This window comes from Acidovorax sp. SUPP2539 (genome assembly GCF_030158975.1).
GTDB lineage: Bacteria > Pseudomonadota > Gammaproteobacteria > Burkholderiales > Burkholderiaceae_C > Paracidovorax.
Genome location: NZ_BQXJ01000005.1, coordinates 271,731 through 288,373 on the forward strand (window position 1 = coordinate 271,731; position 16,643 = coordinate 288,373).

Sequence of the window (16,643 nt, forward strand, 5' to 3'; positions counted from 1 at the left end):
CCCCATGCCCGTCATCAAAATACTGCCCCATCCCGAGTACTGCCCTGCGGGCGCCGACATCACAGCGCCTTCCGGTACCTCGATCTGCGAAGCCTTGCTCGACAACGGCATCAAGATCGAGCATGCCTGCGACATGAGTTGTGCCTGCACGACCTGCCATGTGATCGTGCGTGCCGGGGGAGGGTCCCTCAATGAGGCCGAAGAGGAAGAAGAGGACCTGCTCGACCGCGCCTGGGGCCTGGAGCCACAGTCGCGTCTGAGTTGCCAGGCGATTCTTGCCCAGAGCGACGTGACGGTGGAGATCCCCAAGTACACCATCAACCACGCCAAGGAGAACCACTGATGTCGCGTCAGATCGTTCTGGACACGGAAACCACCGGCCTGTCGGCCGAAGGCGGCGACCGCATCATCGAACTGGGATGCGTGGAGTTGCTGAACCGCAAGCTCACCGGCAACAACCTGCACCTGTATTTCAATCCAGGGCGCGACAGCCATGAAGACGCGCTCAAGGTGCACGGCATCAGCAACGAATTCCTGCGGGACAAGCCGAAGTTTGCGGAGATGGCCGACGACATCCTGCAGTACCTGCAGGGTGCGGAAATCATCATCCACAACGCGGCCTTCGACGTGGGCTTCCTCAACAAGGAGCTGGAACTGACGGGCCGCCCGGGCTTCAAGACGTACGTCGAGAGCGTGACCGACACGCTGGTGATGGCCAAGGAGATGTTTCCTGGCAAGCGCAATTCGCTGGATGCCCTATGCGACCGGCTGGGCGTCGACAATTCCGGCCGCACGCTGCACGGCGCGCTGCTGGATGCGGAACTGCTGGCTGATGTCTACATCAACCTAACGCGCGGGCAGGACCCGTTGCTGATCTCTGACGAAGAGAGCGACACCAAGTCCGGCATTCGTGTGGCGCCGATCGATCTGAGTGCGCTGGTCTTGCAGGTGCTCACCGCCAGCGAACAGGAACTGTCGTTGCACGAGGAGACGCTGGCCCATATCGACAAAGCCAGTGGTGGAAAAACAATTTGGCGAATTGAGTCTTCGGTCGGAAAAGCTGTGCAATAATTATGGGCTTGTCGCAAGACAACACGGGTGATTAGCTCAGCGGTAGAGCACTGCCTTCACACGGCAGGGGTCACATGTTCGATCCATGTATCACCCACCAGTGTTTTTTGAATCAGAAGTGCGTTGTGTATGGCTGATTCAATGGGTGATTAGCTCAGCGGTAGAGCACTGCCTTCACACGGCAGGGGTCACATGTTCGATCCATGTATCACCCACCACATCAACCCCTGCAGGCTTTGTCTGCAGGGGTTTTTTGTTGCCTGCTTCGCGATGGATGGGGCCTCGCCGGATGCCCGCCACCAACGCGTTCGGCGCGCTGCGTTCGGCCACAATCGATGGTTTCGATTCCCGAGGCCGCCAGACGATGCTCACCTTTCACAATCCCCTGCACAACGCCCATGCCCCGGTGCATGAGTTCTTTCGCGGCGAACGGGTGCCGTGCTTCGAGAAGCCGGCGCGCCAGGATTATGTGGAGCAGCGTCTGAAAGAGTGTGGCCACGCGCTCTTGGCACCCAATGTCGACAGCGCTGCCGTGTTGAAGCAAATTCATGCGGAGCGGTATCTGTCGTTCCTGCAGACCGCGTGGCAGCAGTGGCTGGCGCAAGACCCGGCGAATGCCGCTGTGCAGCCGTTTCCCTCCGTGTGGCCGGTTCGCACCTTGCGGTCGGACATCGAACCCGCGAATTTCACGGCGCGCTATGGCCTGTATTCCATGGACAACGGGACTCCGCTGGCCGAAGGCACCTGGGCCGCGGCCAAGGCGGGCGCGGACGCGGCTGCCAGTGCCGCGTCCGCGGTGGCCAGCGGTGCCGCGGGTGCATCGTTTTGCGTGACGCGGCCGCCCGGCCACCATGCGGGGCCGGACTTCATGGGAGGCTACTGTTTCCTCAACAATGCGGCCGTCGCAGCCCAGACGCTGCGCAACTCCGGCATGCCTCGCGTGGCGGTGCTGGATGTGGACTACCACCACGGCAATGGCACCCAAAGCATTTTTTACGAGCGTTCGGATGTGCTGTTCATCAGCATCCATGGCGACCCAATGACTGAATACCCTTTTTATCTGGGCCATGCGGACGAGACCGGCCACGGCGCGGGAGCAGGCTTCAACCTGAATCTTCCGCTGCCCGCCGGCACCGGGTTCGACGCATGGTTTGCCGCATTGGAAAAGGCCTGCGTGGCCATCCTGGCTTACGGGCCGCAGGCGGTGGTGGTCTCCCTGGGCTTGGATACGTTCGAGGGGGATCCCATCTCGCGCTTCTCTTTGGCATCCCGGGACTTTTCTCGGATCGGGCAGCGCCTGGCACAACTGAACCTGCCGACCGTGTTCGTGCTGGAAGGCGGCTATGCCGCCGCAGAGCTGGGTCTCAACGCAGTGAACGTGATCGATGGGTTCGAAGCGCAAGGCAGGCAGTCATCATGACCGAGTCGGTGGATTGCGTCGTCGTTGGCGCGGGGGTGGTGGGCCTGGCCGTTGCGCGCGCCCTGGCCCTGCGGGGCCGCGAGGTGCTGGTGCTCGAAGCCGCCAATGCGATTGGCACGGGAACCAGCTCCCGCAACAGCGAAGTGGTGCATGCGGGGATCTATTACCCCCCAGGATCGCTCAAGGCCCGGCTGTGCGTGCAGGGCCGCGACATGCTCTACGCGTATTGCGAGGCAAGGGGCATAGCGCACCGGCGCTGCGGCAAGCTGATCGTTGCCACGTCGGACGAGCAGCGGGCATCGCTGGAAAGCATCCAGCAAAAGGCGCATGCCAATGGCGTCACCGACCTGCAATGGCTGACGCGGGAGCAGGCCCGGGCGTTGGAGCCCGCGCTGGAATGCGTGGCCGCATTGCTGTCGCCCAGCACCGGCATCGTGGACAGCCATGCCTTCATGCTCTCGCTCCAAGGCGATCTGGAGAACCAGGGTGGCATCGTGGCACTGAATTCGCCTCTGGCGCATGCAGTACTAGGGGGTGATGCTATCGTTTTGGAAGCGAGCGACGGTACGCGCTTGGGTGCCCGCACGCTGGTGAATGCCGCAGGCCTGCAGGCGCCCGATCTGGCCAAGCGGTTCCATGGGCTCGATCCGCGCCATGTGCCAACGGCCCGGTACGCAAAGGGCAGTTACTTCACGCTGACGGGCGCATCGCCGTTTTCCCGCTTGATCTACCCCGTTCCCGAAGCGGCTGGCCTGGGCGTGCACCTGACACTGGACATGGGACACCAAGCCAAGTTCGGTCCCGACGTGGAGTGGGTGGGCTCGGCCGACGACCTGTCGGTCGATCCTGCGCGCGGCGAGGCGTTCTATGCGGAGGTTCGCCGGTACTGGCCCGGCCTGCGGGATGGCGCTCTGGTGCCTGGCTATGCAGGCATTCGGCCCAAGATCCACGGGCCGGGCGAGCCCGCAGCGGACTTTTGCATCCAAGGCCCTGAAACGCATGGTATGGGTGGGCTCATCCAGCTGTTCGGCATCGAGTCGCCAGGCCTTACCAGTGCGCTGGCGTTGGGCGAGCATGTCGCAGATCAAGTCTCCCGCTGACTTTCTCATCCAAGCGGCCATGGCCTACGGCCGTATGTAAAGCGTGTGACTAAGATGGGGCATCCGCCTACAGCCCGGCTGTATGGGGCGGATTACCTTTATTCCATGCTATGAAAGGCTCTTCATGACTTCTGCATCCAACACGCTTTCTTCCGCGCAAAACGAACTGGAAAAGCTGGTTTCTGACTTGCGTGGCCTTTTGTCCAGCAAGGACCTGGACAGCGTTCCGGAAATCAAGCAACTGCGCCAGCGCCTGGACGATGGCATCCACTCGGTGCGTGACTCCGCTGTGCGCGCTGCCCAGGATGCCGCCTACCAAGCCAAGGAAGCCGCCCGCGCCGCTGACCAATACGCACATGACGAACCTTGGCGTGTGGCCACCGCTGCCCTGGCAGCAGGTGCCTTGGTCGGCTTCCTGCTGGCTCGCCGCTGATCCCCGTTAAAAACAATGACCTGATGGCTCAAGAGAGGCTCGCATGAATTGGTTGGCACTTCTGGGATTGGACGGTTGGGTTGCGCGATGGCGCGCTGCCGTCATCGAAGGGGCCATTGCTGCGGAAGACCGGCTGGATCTGGTGAGGCTCGAATGGGCCGAGCAGAAGCGGCGCTTGGGCTTGATGGTCATGCTGGTGGTTGCCGTGGGCGGTCTCACGGTCGTCACCCTGGTGCTCGCGTCACTCGCCGTGCTGGTGCAATTTTGGGATTCACCCCAGCGCACGATGGTGGGCTGGCTGGTGGCGGGCACCTGGCTGGTGCTGTGGGCCGGTGCCTTGATCGGATTGATCTCGGTGGCCAAGCAGGCGGGCAACGCTTTCGTGCTGACGCGGCAAGAGCTGGCCCAGGATTGGCGTGATATCAAGGAAAGGCTCTGAACCCATGACTTCCAAATCGCAAGATGGCTCCGCTTCTTTGAGCGATCGCCAGCAAAAGGTTTTAGAGCGCATCGCCATGCAACGCCAGCGCGTGCGCGCACGGCGCGCCGCACGATCCCAGGCCATGCAAGTGCAGGCCGCACAAGACGAGCGGCAAGCTGCCGACTCAGACACCTCGATCACCATCCGGCTGCTCGCCTTCGCGCGATCGCATCCCGCCGCCGTTGCCGTGGTGGCCGGACTGGCGGTGGTGGCGGGGCCAGCCCGGCTGATTCGGTGGGCGAGTCTGGCCATGCCGCTGATCATGCAAATGCGGCGTTGAGGCCGCGCGTCGCACGCGTCGTAGCCTTTAAAGCGTAAAACATTCGAAAGGACCCTCTTGGGTCCTTTTTGCATTGGCTTCAGCGCATGGCCTTGATAGCGCGGGCCGCCTGCGGAACCAGCGAAGGGCCCTGGTAGATGAGGCCGGTGTAGATCTGCACCACATCGGCTCCCGCCTTGATCTTGCTCACCGCGTCGTCCGCACTCAGAATGCCGCCCACGCCGATGATCGGAAATTGCGGCCCCAGTGCCTGCCGCAATTGGCGGATCACCCGATTGCTGGCTTCCAGCACCGGCGCGCCGCTGAGCCCCCCGGTTTCTTCGGCATGCTGCATTCCCTTGACGGCATCTCGGGCAATTGTGGTGTTGGTGGCCACGACGCCGTCCATCCCGTGGCGCTGCAGCGTCGCCGCAATCAGTTCAACCTGGGCCGCGTCCAGATCGGGGGCGATCTTGACGAACACCGGCACGCGGCGAGGAGTCCCCTGGGCGTGGGCATGGCGCTGGGCCAGGGCTTCCCGGCGCTCGGCGATCGCCCCGAGCAGCCCGTCCAAGGCTTCATCGCTCTGCAGGGCGCGAAGATTCTGCGTGTTCGGTGAGCTGATGTTCACCGTGACGTAGTCCGCGTGGGGATAGACGCCGTCCAGACAGGTTAAGTAGTCCGCAGTGGCGTTCTCGATCGGCGTGGTGGCGTTCTTCCCGATGTTCAATCCCAGCAACATGGGGTGTTTGCGCGCCTGGGTGCGAAAACGCGCCTGCTGCACGTTGTGCAGGAAAGCGTCCAGCCCTTCGTTGTTGAACCCCAAGCGGTTGATGAGCGCGTTGGCCTGCGGCAGCCGGAACATGCGTGGCTTGGGGTTGCCCGGCTGGCCCTTGGGCGTGACGGTGCCAACCTCTACAAAACCAAAGCCCATGGCACCCAGTGCGTCGATGCAGCGGGCGTTCTTGTCGAGGCCCGCGGCCAACCCGACCCGGTTGGGAAAGGTCAGGCCGGCCAGCGTCACGGGGTCGTCCACAGTGTCGTTGCACCAGGCCCATTGCAAGGGCGTGCGTTGGCCGCGCGACAGCATGTCCATGGTCATGTCGTGGGCGGCTTCGGCATCCATGCCGAAAAGAAGAGGACGGGCGAGGGCGTAGGGGATCAAGGACATGGGGATAATTCGGTGAACTACTCCCGATTTTCCCCCATGACGACACCCTCACCCCTCACCCAAGAAGAACTCAAGGCCCTGGTCGGCCAGGCGGCCCTGCAATACGTCGTGCCCGGCGAGATCGTCGGCGTCGGCACCGGCTCCACGGTGAACCATTTCATCACTGCCCTGGCCACCATCAAAGAGCGCATCCGGGGTGCCGTGTCCAGCTCCGAAGCCAGCACCCAGCGGCTGAAGGCCTTGGGGATTCCCGTGTTCGATGCGAACGAAGTCGATTCCCTGGCGGTTTACATCGACGGCGCCGACGAGATCGACGGTCAGGGCCACATGGTCAAGGGCGGCGGCGCCGCGCTCACGCGCGAAAAGATCGTGGCGGCGCTGGCCCGGCAGTTCGTGTGCATTGCCGACGAGTCGAAGCGGGTGGATGCACTGGGCCAGTTTCCGCTGCCCGTGGAAGTGATTCCCATGGCGGCACAGCAAATTGCCCGCCGCTTCGCGGCCCTGGGCGGCCAAGCCACGCTGCGCCAGAAAGACGGCGCGCCTTTGGTGACGGACAACCAGCAGCACATTCTGGATGTGCGTGGTTTGCGCATCACCGATCCACTGGCTTTCGAGTCGGAGGTGAACCAATGGCCGGGCGTCGTGACCGTGGGTGTGTTCGCGCACCAGAAGGCCCATGTGTGCCTGCTGGGCACGGCGCAGGGCGTGCGCACTGTTCAGTACTGAACACCTTCAGGGCCGGGTAGCCGTCAGCCTGATGGCCCGGTACCGAATGGGCTGCAGGCGTATCGCAATCTGCTGGATTGACGCCGTAACCGGGCTGCGATGCCGGATGTTGCGTCAGAACGTGATGCCTGCCGGGTTGCTTGGCGTTCTGCCACCATTGCCGCTCGGTGCGGCGGGGCGTGGTGCTTCCGCCGGCGCGGCAGGTGCAGCCGCCGCTGCGGGGGTTGCCGGCTTGGCGGCGACCATCGGTGCCGCAGGGGCGCGGCGATAGCTCGGCGGCAGCTGCGATTGCTTGGGGTAGCCTGCCGCGTCGAGGTACTGCATCCACTCGCTGTCCGAAAAGCCGACGAGCTGTTGCGAGCCGATGGTGCCGAACGGCAGGTTGGTCGAGCCGCTGAGGCGCTTGAGCGCATCGGCATCTTCTTCGGTGTTCACCGTGCGTTCGGTGAATGGTACGCCGCGGTTCACCAGCAGGTTGCGCGCGCTCACGCAAGGCGCGCAGTCATTGCCGGTGTAGAGCGTGACCGGAAAACGGGTGGCGACCTGCTGCAGTTCATAAGGCAGGGCCGGGCCGCTGGCACGGCCGCCGCCCACTTGGGCCGGCGGCGTCTTGGCATCGGGCGCGCGGTCCGAGAAGGTCACTTTTCCATCAGGGCCGACGATGCGGTACACCTGCTGTGCCTGGGCGGGCAGAGCAGTCACGGCCAGGAAGGTCGAAGCCAGCGCGAGGGCAAGGAGCGGTTGCTTCATGTCGTAGGACTCCAAAGGGAACGGTCTCGGGGTATCGATCGGGGTCAGGCGTTGCCGGCCATGCCCTGGTGGCGCAGCAGCGCATCCAGGCTGGGCGCGCGGCCGCGGAACGCCTTGAACGACTCCATGGCCGGGCGGCTGCCGCCCGCTTCCAGAATGGCCTGGCGGTAGCGGCGCCCGGTCTCGGCGCTGGGCAGGCCGTCCGCGCCGGCCGTCTCCTCGAACGCGGCGTAAGCGTCCGCGCTGAGCACTTCGGCCCATTTGTAGCTGTAGTAGCCTGCGGCATACCCGCCTGCGAAGATGTGGCTGAAGGTGTGGGCGGTGCGGCTGAAGGCCGGCGGCGTCAGCACCGACACCTCGCTGCGGACCTGGGCCAGAAGGGGCATGAAGTCCTGCGACGGGTCGTGCGAGGTGTGCAGCAGCATGTCGAACAGTGCGAATTCGATCTGCCGCAGCGTGCCCATGCCGCTCTGGAAATTCTTCGCCGCGATCATCTTGTCGAACAGCGCGCGCGGCAGCGGCTCGCCAGTTTCCACATGGGCGGTCATGTGCTTGAGCACGTCCCACTCCCAGCAGAAGTTTTCCATGAACTGGCTGGGCAACTCGACCGCATCCCATTCGACGCCGCTGATGCCCGAGACATCGCGCTCGTTGATCTGGGTGAGCATGTGGTGCAGGCCGTGGCCGAACTCGTGGAACAGCGTGATGACGTCGTCATGGGTCAGCAGCGGCGGCGCACCGTTCACGCCTTCGGCGAAGTTGCACACCAGGTGCGCCACGGGCGTTTGCAGTTTGCCCGTGTCGGGGCGCAGCCAGCGGGTGCGCACATCGTCCATCCAGGCGCCGCCGCGTTTGCCGTTGCGCGCTGGCTGGTCCAGGTAGAACTGGCCCACGAGCTCCGTGCCGCGCTCGATGCGGTAGAACTCCACGGCCGGGTTCCAGACGGGTGCGCTGTCGCGGCGAATGGCCACTTCGAACAGCGTCTCAACGATCTTGAACAGGCCGGCCAGAGCCTTGGGCGCGGTGAAATACTGTTTGACCTCCTGCTCGCTGAAGGCGTAGCGCGCTTCCTTGAGCTTCTCGGAGATGTAGGGCCAGTCCCAGGCCTGCGGATCGGCAATGCCGAGATCCTTCGCGGCGAACTCGCGCATGTCGGCGACGTCTTTTTCGGCGTAGGGCCGGGCACGGCGGGCCAGGTCACGCAGGAAGTCGATCACCTCCTGGGGCGAGTCGGCCATCTTGGCGACGACCGACACCTCGCCGAAATTGGCGTAGCCCAGCAGTTGCGCCTCTTCTTTGCGCAGTGCGAGGATCTCGCTGATGAGGGCGCTGTTGTCGAAGCGTTTGGCATCGCCTTCGGCCTGGTCCGAGGCGCGGGTGACATAGGCGCGGTACAGCGTTTCGCGCAAGGCGCTGCTGCGGGCGAACTGCATCACCGGCAGGTAGCAAGGCATCTTGAGGGTGAGCTTGTAGCCGGCCTTGCCCTCGGCTTGCGCGGCGGCCAGTGCGGCCTGCTTAACGTCTTGGGGCAGCCCGTCGAGCTCGTCTTCCCGGGCGTAGTAGGCGAAGGCGTCGGTGGCGTCGAGCGCGTTTTCGCTGAACTTCTGGCTGAGTTCCGCCTGGCGTTCCTGGATTTGCGCGAATCGTTCGCGCGCCGGGCCCTGCAGCTCGGCGCCCGACAGCACGAAGTTGCGCACGGCGTTGCGCAAGGCCTGGCGCTGCTCGGTGTTCAGCGTCTGCGGATCGATGGCCTTGTACTTGGCGTACAGGCGTTCATCGGCGCCCAGGCGGGTCCAGAACTCGGTGACGCGGGGCAGGGCCTCGTTGTAGGCCGCGCGCAGTTCGGGGGTGTCGGCCACGCTGTTGAGGTGGCTCACCGCGCCCCAGGAGCGCCCCAGCGCTTCGGTCGCGACATCCAGCACCTGGGCAATCGATTCCCATCGCGCCGGAAAGTCGGGCGCCGTGACGGTTTCCAGTGCCGCGCTCGCACGTTGCAGCAGCACATCGACCGCCGGAGCCACGTCGCTGGGCTGGATGCGGTCGAACAGGGGGAGGTCGGAGGGGGCGAGGAGGGGATTGCTCATGCGCGGATAGATGGCGTTGGATGGGTCAGGTTCAAGCCGGCCGTGGCAGCAAAAATGGTCAGGCGGCTGCGCGCTCCGCGGCTTCGAGCGTGTTGACGAGCAGCATGGTGATGGTCATGGGGCCGACGCCGCCGGGCACGGGCGTGATCCAGCCGGCCACCTCGCTCACGCCGGCAAAGTCCACGTCTCCGCAGAGCTTGCCTTCGTCGTTGCGGTTCATGCCCACGTCGATCACCACCGCGCCGGGCTTGACCATGTCGGCCGTGAGCACGTTGCGCTTGCCCACGGCGGCCACGATCACGTCCGCCTGCAGGGTCTGCGCCTTCAAATCTTGCGTGGCGCTGTGGCACACGGTCACGGTGGCGTTCTTTTGCAGCAGCATGAGCGCCATCGGCTTGCCCACGATGTTGCTGCGGCCGATGACCACCGCATGCTTGCCCTGCAGCGAGTAGCCGATGGATTCGAGCATCTTCATGCAGCCATAGGGAGTGCAGGGCCAGAAACCGGGCATGCCGGTCATGAGCGCGCCGGCGCTGGCGATGTGAAAGCCGTCCACGTCCTTGGCGGGCGAGATCGCCTCGATGACCTTCTGCGCGTCGATGTGCGCGGGCAGCGGCAACTGCACCAGGATGCCGTGGATGGCCGGGTCGTTGTTCAGTGCCTCGACGCGGGCGAGCAGCTCGGCCTCGCTCATCGTGGCATCGTACTTTTCCAGCACCGAATGCAGCCCGCTGTCCTCGCAGGCCTTGACCTTGTTGCGCACGTAGACCTGGCTGGCAGGGTTGTCGCCCACCAGCACCACGGCCAGGCCGGGGACGGTGCCGCGCGCTTTCAGGGCAGCGGCGCGCTGGGCCACTTCGGTGCGCAGTTGGCGGGAGAGGGCGTTGCCGTCGATCAGTTGGGCTGTCATTCGTCGAGAAACTCAGGTTGGCAATGAAAACGGCTGCCTGCCGGCGGTTTGATTGTGCTGGCAGCTATCAAATCAGGAGCAATCAGCCTTTGGGCGCATTCTGGCCGAGGGCGATCTTGAGCAGGTCGGCCACGGTGTTGGCGTTCAGCTTTTCCATGATGTTGGCGCGGTGCGCCTCCACGGTCTTGATGCTGATGCCCAGGTCGTCGGCGATCTGCTTGTTCAGGCGGCCGGCGACGATGCGCTCCAGCACCTGGGCTTCACGGCCGGTGAGCTTGGACAGCAGGGCGTCGCGGCTGGCGGCCTGCTGGTGGCCGGCGAACGATTCGCGCGCCCGGTCGAGCATGCGGTCCACCAGGCCCACGAGCTCTTCCTCGTTGAACGGCTTCTGGATGAAATCGAGCGCGCCTTTCTTCATGGTGTTCACGGCCATGGGCACGTCGCCGTGGCCGGTGATGAAGACGACGGGCAGGGGGGACTTGCGTTCGAGGAGCCGGTCCTGCAGTTCCAGGCCGGTCATGCCGCCCATGCGGATGTCCACGATGAGGCAGGCGACTTCGCGGGGGTCGTAGCGCGAGAGGAAGGATTCCGCCGAATCAAAGCAGCGCACCCGATAGTCCTTGCCTTCCAGCAACCACTGCAGGGAGTCGCGGACGGCTTCGTCGTCATCCACGACGTAGACGGTGCCTTTTTTCGGAATCAAGCTCATGCAGGGGTCCTTGGATGTGATGCGTTTGCTACAGAATTCGTAGTGGCATCCGCAGGCTGCGCCAGCGGAAGCCAGAAGGAGAACCGGCAGCCGGTGACCTCCGGGCCATTGTAGAGGTTCTCCGCCTGCATCCTCCCCTGGTGGGACTCGACGATGCTGCGGCACAGGTTCAGGCCCATGCCCATGCCTTCCTGCTTGGTGGAGAAGAAGGCCTCGAACAGATGCTCCAGCACTTCGGGGGCCAGGCCCTTGCCGGTGTCCTGCACCGTGAACTCGATCACCTCGCGGCCTTCGAGCTGGCGGGGAACGACACGCAGCTCCACGCTGCGCCGGGGCGGCGGGCGCTGGGCGTGCTCGATGGACTCGGCGCCGTTCTTCATCAGGTTGACCAGCACCTGCTCGATCAGGATGGTGTCGGCCATCACCTGGGGCAGCCGCGCCGCCACGTAGTGGGTCAGGCGCACGTTGTGCCGGCGCAGTTCGATGTCGGCCAGCTCGACCGCCTCGCTGACCATGGTGTGGACGTCCGCCAGGGCGCGGTTGGGCTCGCTGCGCTTCACGAAGGCACGGATGCGCTGGATGATCTGCCCCGCCCGCTGCGCCTGGTGGGCGGTCTTTTGCAGCGCGGACAGCAGCGCCTCTTCGGTGATCTGCCCGCTCTCGATGCGCGAGACCATGCCGCTGCAGTAGTTGCTGATGGCGGTGAGAGGCTGGTTCAGTTCGTGCGCCACGCTGGAGGCCATCTCGCCCATGGTGATGAGCCGGCTGACCGACTGGGCGCGCTCGGCCTGCCGCGCGGCCTGTTCCTCGGCCTGGCGGCGCGGCGTGATGTCGGTGGCGATCACCATCTGGGCCAGGCGCCCGTCCACCCAGTTCAGGTAGCGCGATCGCACTTCGAGCCACTTGCCCAGGTCCGGCAGGTAGATCTCGGCGTTTTCGGAGCGGGCGCTGGTGAGCGGGTCGGTGGGCAGGCCCATCAGGCCGTCCTCGTCGTCCATGCCGCGCGCGCTGGCGGTGGTGGAGGGCAGCACGCCCGCCTGTGCAACCAGTTGCAGGTGCCCGCCCGTCTGCGAGCCGAACCACTGGCGGTACAGCTTGTTGGCGAACAGCAGCTCCTCGCTGCCCAACGGCGCGACCGATACCGAGGCATCGAGCGACTCCAGCACGATGGTGAAGCGCTCGTGCGATGCGGACAGCTGCTCGCGCACGCGGTTGGGCTCGGTGATGTCGGTCATCGACGTCATCCAGCCGGTCTGGTGGCCATGGGCGTCGATCAGGGGCGAGACATACAGGCGCGCGTCGAACAGCGTGCCGCTCTTGCGCTTGACCCGCACCTGGAACCCGCCCAGCGTGACCTTGCCGCTCAGCTCGTCGCGCAGCTTGGCGTGCAGCGCTTCGTGGTCGCTCTCGGGCCAGTAGGTGTAGGGCGGCGACTGGCCGACCAGATCGGCCTCGTTCCAGCCCGTCATCTGGCAGAACGCGGCGTTCACGTAGGTGATGCGCCCTTGCATGTCCAGGGCACGCATGCCGGTGAGGATGGAGTTTTCCATCGCCCGGCGGAAGTTGGTTTCGGCCACCAGCGCCTGCTGGGCCTGCATGCGCCGGCGCGTGTGGCGCCAGGTGGCGATCAGCAGCCAGGCCGTCATGGCGCTCAGCGTGCCCACCAGCCAGAAGAGCCCGCTGCCCACCACGCCGAGCGAGGTGCGGTAGGCCTGCGCGCGCAGCACGAGGCCGTTGCCCACGGGCGAGACTGGCACCTCGTATTCGTTGGCGCGCGCGGTCCACGGCAGCAGCCCGGAGGCGCTGCGCGGCGTGAGCGCGCTGCCCGCCAGCACCTGGTCGTGCCCGTCCAGCATGGTGACGGCGTAGCGCGCCAGCACCTCGGTCGGCGTGCCGTAGCGCAGCAGGCTGTCGATGGAGTATTCCGCCAGCACCACGCCGGTGAACTTGCCCTGCGCGGCCAGCGGCACCTGCAGCTGCAGCAGCGGGGCGGTTTCGCCTTCGGTGCCGTTGGGCTGGGCGTACACGGGCTGCTGCAGGTCCCGGGCGAGGCTGAAGGTGTCGGCGGTGTCGCCGTTCTTGAGCACCTCGCCCGCCACGCGCAACTGGCCGCTGGTGACGGTGGGCGCCGCATGGCTGGCGCGGATGCGCCGGCGGTCGTCGATCCAGCTGATGGCCTGCAGTTCAGGGTACTGGCTGATGAGGCCCTCGGCACGCGCCACGAAGTCGGCGCGCTCCAGGTCCTGGTTGGAGAGGTCGCGCGCGATGCGCATGATCTGCTCCTGCCGCTCCAGCAGGCGCAGCCGCACGCGCTGCTGCGCGTATTCCACGTCGCGCTTGAGGGCTTCCTGCTCGCGCTCGCCTTCTTCCATGCGCAAATACCAGAACGCCGCCACGATGGCCGCCAGGAACATCAGCACGGCGGCCAGTGGCGCGAGGGCCGCGAAGCGGTCCTGGCGGGTGGGGGAGAGGCTGCGCCACCAGGTGCGCCACCAGCGCACCGGGGCGACCACAGCGGGCCCGGTGGCCGGGGGCGGAGAAGGCGGACGTTCCATGGGCGGAGTGTAGGGGAGCACTGGAGGCCTTCTTCCGGGATGAAAAATGTGCACTTGCAGCAATATTTTGCATTATGAAAATGAAAAGCACAATTTGAAATACCAAAAAAATATGAGACACTCGCCCGAAATTTCCAACGCCAGCACCCATAAAGGAGACAGGCATGTCAGCTCAGACCGACCCCCAGGCCGGAAACCCGGCGTCGTCCACCCCCGACACCGATCAGCAGGAAACCCGTGAGTGGATGGATGCGCTGAGCGCCGTCATCGACAAGGAAGGTGCAGAGCGCGCCCACTTCCTGATCGAGCAACTGCTCGAACATGCCCGCCAAAGCAGCATCGACCTGCCTTTCTCCGCCAATACCGGCTACGTGAACACCCTGGAGTCGAACCAGGAAGCCCGTTGCCCCGGCAACCTCGAAATCGAAGGCCGCCTGCGCGCCTACATGCGCTGGAACGCCATGGCCATGGTCGTCAAGGCCAATCGCCACCATCCGCCCGAAGGCGGCGACCTGGGCGGCCACATCGGCTCGTTCGCCTCGCTGGCCAACATGTTCGGCGCCGGCTTCAACCACTTCTGGCACGCCGAGAGCGAAAACCACGGCGGCGACCTGTTGTACATCCAGGGCCACGTGTCGCCCGGCATCTACGCCCGCGCTTACCTGGAAGGCCGCCTGTCCGAAGAGCAACTGCTCAACTTCCGCCAGGAAGTGGACGGCAAGGGCCTGTCCAGCTACCCGCACCCCAAGCTGATGCCCGAGTTCTGGCAGTTCCCCACGGTGTCGATGGGCCTGGGCCCGCTGATGGCGATCTACCAGGCGCGCTTTCTCAAGTACCTGCATGCCCGCGGCATCGCCAACACCGAGAACCGCAAGGTCTGGGTGTTCTGCGGCGACGGCGAGATGGACGAGGTCGAATCGCTGGGCGCTATCGGCCTGGCCGCGCGCGAGAACCTCGACAACCTGATCTTCGTCATCAACTGCAACCTGCAGCGCCTGGACGGCCCGGTGCGCGGCAACGGCAAGATCATCCAGGAGCTGGAGAGCGAGTTCCGCGGCTCCGGCTGGAACGTCATCAAGCTGCTGTGGGGCAAGGGCTGGGACGACCTGCTGGCGCGCGACAAGGACGGCGCACTGCGCAAGATCATGATGGAGTGCAACGACGGGGACTACCAGTCGTTCAAGGCCAATGACGGCGCCTACGTGCGCAAGCACTTCTTCGGCCGCGATCCGCGCACGCTGAAGATGGTCGAGCACATGAGCGACGACGAGATCTGGAATCTGCGCCGCGGCGGCCACGATTCGCAGAAGGTCTATGCCGCCTTCCACGCCGCCAACGAGCACAAGGGCCAGCCCACCGTGCTGCTGGTCAAGACCGTCAAGGGCTTCGGCATGGGCAAGATCGGCGAGGGCAAGAACACCGTCCACCAGACCAAGAAGCTCGGCGACGAGGACATCAAGGCCTTCCGCGACCGCTTCAACATCCCGATTCCGGACAGCCAGATCGCCGACCTGCCGTTCTACAAGCCGGCCGACGACACCCCCGAAATGAAGTACCTGCACGAGCGCCGCAAGGCCCTCGGCGGCTACCTGCCCAAGCGCCGCGTGAAGGCCGACGAGAGCTTCACCGTGCCCGCGCTGGAAACGTTCAAGGCCATCCTCGAGCCCACGCCCGAAGGCCGCGAAATCTCCACCACGCAAGCCTACGTGCGCTTTCTCACGCAGCTGCTGCGCGACCAGGCCCTGGGCCCGCGCGTGGTGCCCATCCTGGTGGACGAGGCCCGCACGTTCGGCATGGAAGGCCTGTTCCGCCAGATCGGCATCTACAACCCGCACGGTCAGCAGTACACCCCGGTCGACAAGGACCAGGTCATGTACTACAAGGAAGACAAGGCCGGCCAGATCCTGCAGGAAGGCATCAACGAAGCCGGCGGCATGAGCAGCTGGATCGCGGCCGCCACCTCGTACAGCACCAACAACCGCATCATGGTGCCGTTCTACGTGTACTACTCGATGTTCGGCTTCCAGCGCATCGGCGACCTGGCCTGGGCGGCGGGCGACATGCAGGCGCGCGGCTTCCTGCTGGGCGGCACCTCGGGCCGGACCACGCTGAACGGCGAAGGCCTGCAGCATGAAGACGGCCACAGCCACATCCTGGCCGGCACCATCCCCAACTGCGTGAGCTACGACCCGACGTTCGCCCACGAAGTCGCGGTGATCATGCACGACGGCATGAAGCGCATGGTAGAGCGCCAGGAAAACGTTTTCTACTACCTCACGCTGCTGAATGAAAACTACTCGATGCCCGGCCTGCAGCCCGGCACCGAAGAGCAGATCATCAAGGGCATGTACCTGTGCAAGCAGGCTCCGGCCCTCAAGAAGGACGCCCCCACCGTGCAGCTGCTGGGCAGCGGCACCATCCTGCGGGAATCGTTCTTCGCGCAGGAACTGCTGGAGAAGGACTGGGGCGTGGCCGCTTCCGTGTGGAGCTGCCCGAGCTTCAACGAGCTGACCCGCGACGGCCAGGACGCCGACCGCTGGAACCTGCTGCACCCCACCGAAACGCCGCGCGTGCCGTTCGTGGAGGAGCAGCTGTCCAAGACCACCGGCCCGGTCATCGCCTCCACCGACTACATGAAGGCCTACGCCGAGCAGATCCGCCCCTTCATCCCCAAGGGCCGCGCCTACAAGGTGCTGGGCACCGACGGGTTCGGGCGCAGCGACTTCCGCCGCAAGCTGCGCGAGCACTTCGAGATCAACCGCCACTACATCGTCGTGGCGGCGCTCAAGGGCCTGGCGGACGACGGCGTGGTGCCGGCGGCCAAGGTGGCCGAGGCGATCCAGAAATACGGCATCAACACCGACAAGATCAACCCGCTCTACGCTTGAACACCGATCGGAGACGCACGGTGAACCCCCACGCTCATATTCATTCGCTGCCCCCCAAGGGGGCACATGCCTCCTTTGAGGCGGCT

Annotated in this window: 15 protein-coding genes and 2 tRNA genes; 11 read left to right on the plus strand and 6 right to left on the minus strand. The window is 65.0% G+C overall.

Annotated elements, in window-relative coordinates; all coding sequences use genetic code 11:
* Nucleotides 1-4: 4 nt before the first annotated feature.
* The 9 genes from fdx to AVTE2539_RS19000 all read left to right on the plus strand — a co-directional run bounded on the left by fdx (nucleotide 5) and on the right by AVTE2539_RS19000 (nucleotide 4,785).
* On the plus strand, nucleotides 5-343 hold the full coding sequence (gene fdx, locus AVTE2539_RS18960; protein WP_284412990.1) for an ISC system 2Fe-2S type ferredoxin: 339 nt from the start codon (nucleotides 5-7) through the stop codon (nucleotides 341-343).
* Nucleotides 343-1,071, plus strand: a complete 729-nt coding sequence (gene dnaQ, locus AVTE2539_RS18965; protein WP_284412991.1) for a DNA polymerase III subunit epsilon — start codon at nucleotides 343-345, stop codon at nucleotides 1,069-1,071. The genes fdx and dnaQ overlap by 1 nt, the downstream gene beginning before the upstream one ends.
* Before the next feature lie 25 nt (nucleotides 1,072-1,096).
* Nucleotides 1,097-1,171: transfer RNA gene (locus tag AVTE2539_RS18970), tRNA-Val, on the plus strand.
* A gap of 43 nt (nucleotides 1,172-1,214) precedes the next feature.
* Nucleotides 1,215-1,289, plus strand: a tRNA-Val gene (locus AVTE2539_RS18975).
* 146 nt (nucleotides 1,290-1,435) lie between these two features.
* On the plus strand, nucleotides 1,436-2,491 hold the full coding sequence (locus AVTE2539_RS18980; RefSeq protein ID WP_284413252.1) for a histone deacetylase family protein: 1,056 nt from the start codon (nucleotides 1,436-1,438) through the stop codon (nucleotides 2,489-2,491).
* Nucleotides 2,488-3,591, plus strand: coding sequence for an NAD(P)/FAD-dependent oxidoreductase (locus AVTE2539_RS18985; protein WP_284412992.1), 1,104 nt, complete (start codon nucleotides 2,488-2,490; stop codon nucleotides 3,589-3,591). The genes AVTE2539_RS18980 and AVTE2539_RS18985 overlap by 4 nt, the downstream gene beginning before the upstream one ends.
* Nucleotides 3,592-3,715: 124 nt before the next feature.
* Nucleotides 3,716-4,024 carry an ElaB/YgaM/YqjD family protein gene (locus AVTE2539_RS18990; protein WP_272553263.1) on the plus strand — a complete coding sequence of 103 codons (309 nt, stop codon included), beginning with the start codon at nucleotides 3,716-3,718 and terminating at the stop codon, nucleotides 4,022-4,024.
* Nucleotides 4,025-4,067: 43 nt separating this feature from the next.
* Nucleotides 4,068-4,463, plus strand: a complete 396-nt coding sequence (locus tag AVTE2539_RS18995; protein ID WP_284404019.1) for a phage holin family protein — start codon at nucleotides 4,068-4,070, stop codon at nucleotides 4,461-4,463.
* Nucleotides 4,464-4,500: 37 nt separating this feature from the next.
* On the plus strand, nucleotides 4,501-4,785 hold the full coding sequence (locus AVTE2539_RS19000; RefSeq protein ID WP_284412994.1) for a hypothetical protein: 285 nt from the start codon (nucleotides 4,501-4,503) through the stop codon (nucleotides 4,783-4,785).
* Nucleotides 4,786-4,864: 79 nt separating this feature from the next.
* On the opposite strand, the gene AVTE2539_RS19005 is transcribed toward AVTE2539_RS19000, so the two are convergent.
* Nucleotides 4,865-5,935, minus strand: a complete 1,071-nt coding sequence (locus AVTE2539_RS19005; RefSeq protein WP_284412995.1) for a quinone-dependent dihydroorotate dehydrogenase — start codon at nucleotides 5,933-5,935, stop codon at nucleotides 4,865-4,867.
* 36 nt (nucleotides 5,936-5,971) lie between these two features.
* On the opposite strand from AVTE2539_RS19005, the gene rpiA reads away from it, so the two are divergent.
* The gene (rpiA, locus tag AVTE2539_RS19010; RefSeq protein ID WP_284412996.1) at nucleotides 5,972-6,661 is read left to right on the plus strand and encodes a ribose-5-phosphate isomerase RpiA; all 690 of its coding nucleotides are present in this window, start codon (nucleotides 5,972-5,974) and stop codon (nucleotides 6,659-6,661) included.
* A 114-nt stretch (nucleotides 6,662-6,775) separates the two neighbouring features.
* On the opposite strand, the gene AVTE2539_RS19015 is transcribed toward rpiA, so the two are convergent.
* The 5 genes from AVTE2539_RS19015 to AVTE2539_RS19035 form a co-directional block, all read right to left on the minus strand.
* A complete protein-coding gene (locus AVTE2539_RS19015; protein ID WP_284412999.1) occupies nucleotides 6,776-7,411 on the minus strand; it encodes a glutaredoxin domain-containing protein in 636 nt (211 codons plus the stop codon).
* Nucleotides 7,412-7,455: 44 nt separating this feature from the next.
* Nucleotides 7,456-9,495, minus strand: coding sequence for a M3 family metallopeptidase (locus AVTE2539_RS19020; RefSeq protein ID WP_284413001.1), 2,040 nt, complete (start codon nucleotides 9,493-9,495; stop codon nucleotides 7,456-7,458).
* A gap of 58 nt (nucleotides 9,496-9,553) precedes the next feature.
* The gene (gene folD, locus AVTE2539_RS19025) at nucleotides 9,554-10,405 is read right to left on the minus strand and encodes a bifunctional methylenetetrahydrofolate dehydrogenase/methenyltetrahydrofolate cyclohydrolase FolD (RefSeq protein ID WP_272569139.1); all 852 of its coding nucleotides are present in this window, start codon (nucleotides 10,403-10,405) and stop codon (nucleotides 9,554-9,556) included.
* Nucleotides 10,406-10,487: 82 nt separating this feature from the next.
* On the minus strand, nucleotides 10,488-11,114 hold the full coding sequence (locus AVTE2539_RS19030) for a response regulator transcription factor (protein WP_092739228.1): 627 nt from the start codon (nucleotides 11,112-11,114) through the stop codon (nucleotides 10,488-10,490).
* Nucleotides 11,111-13,669, minus strand: a complete 2,559-nt coding sequence (locus AVTE2539_RS19035; RefSeq protein WP_272569140.1) for a PAS domain-containing sensor histidine kinase — start codon at nucleotides 13,667-13,669, stop codon at nucleotides 11,111-11,113. Before AVTE2539_RS19035 ends, AVTE2539_RS19030 begins: the two co-directional genes overlap by 4 nt.
* Nucleotides 13,670-13,833: 164 nt before the next feature.
* Between AVTE2539_RS19035 and aceE the strand changes: the two genes are divergently transcribed.
* Nucleotides 13,834-16,557 (plus strand): pyruvate dehydrogenase (acetyl-transferring), homodimeric type, encoded by a 2,724-nt coding sequence (aceE, locus tag AVTE2539_RS19040; RefSeq protein ID WP_272569141.1) that lies wholly within the window; start codon nucleotides 13,834-13,836, stop codon nucleotides 16,555-16,557.
* Nucleotides 16,558-16,643: the final 86 nt, after the last annotated feature.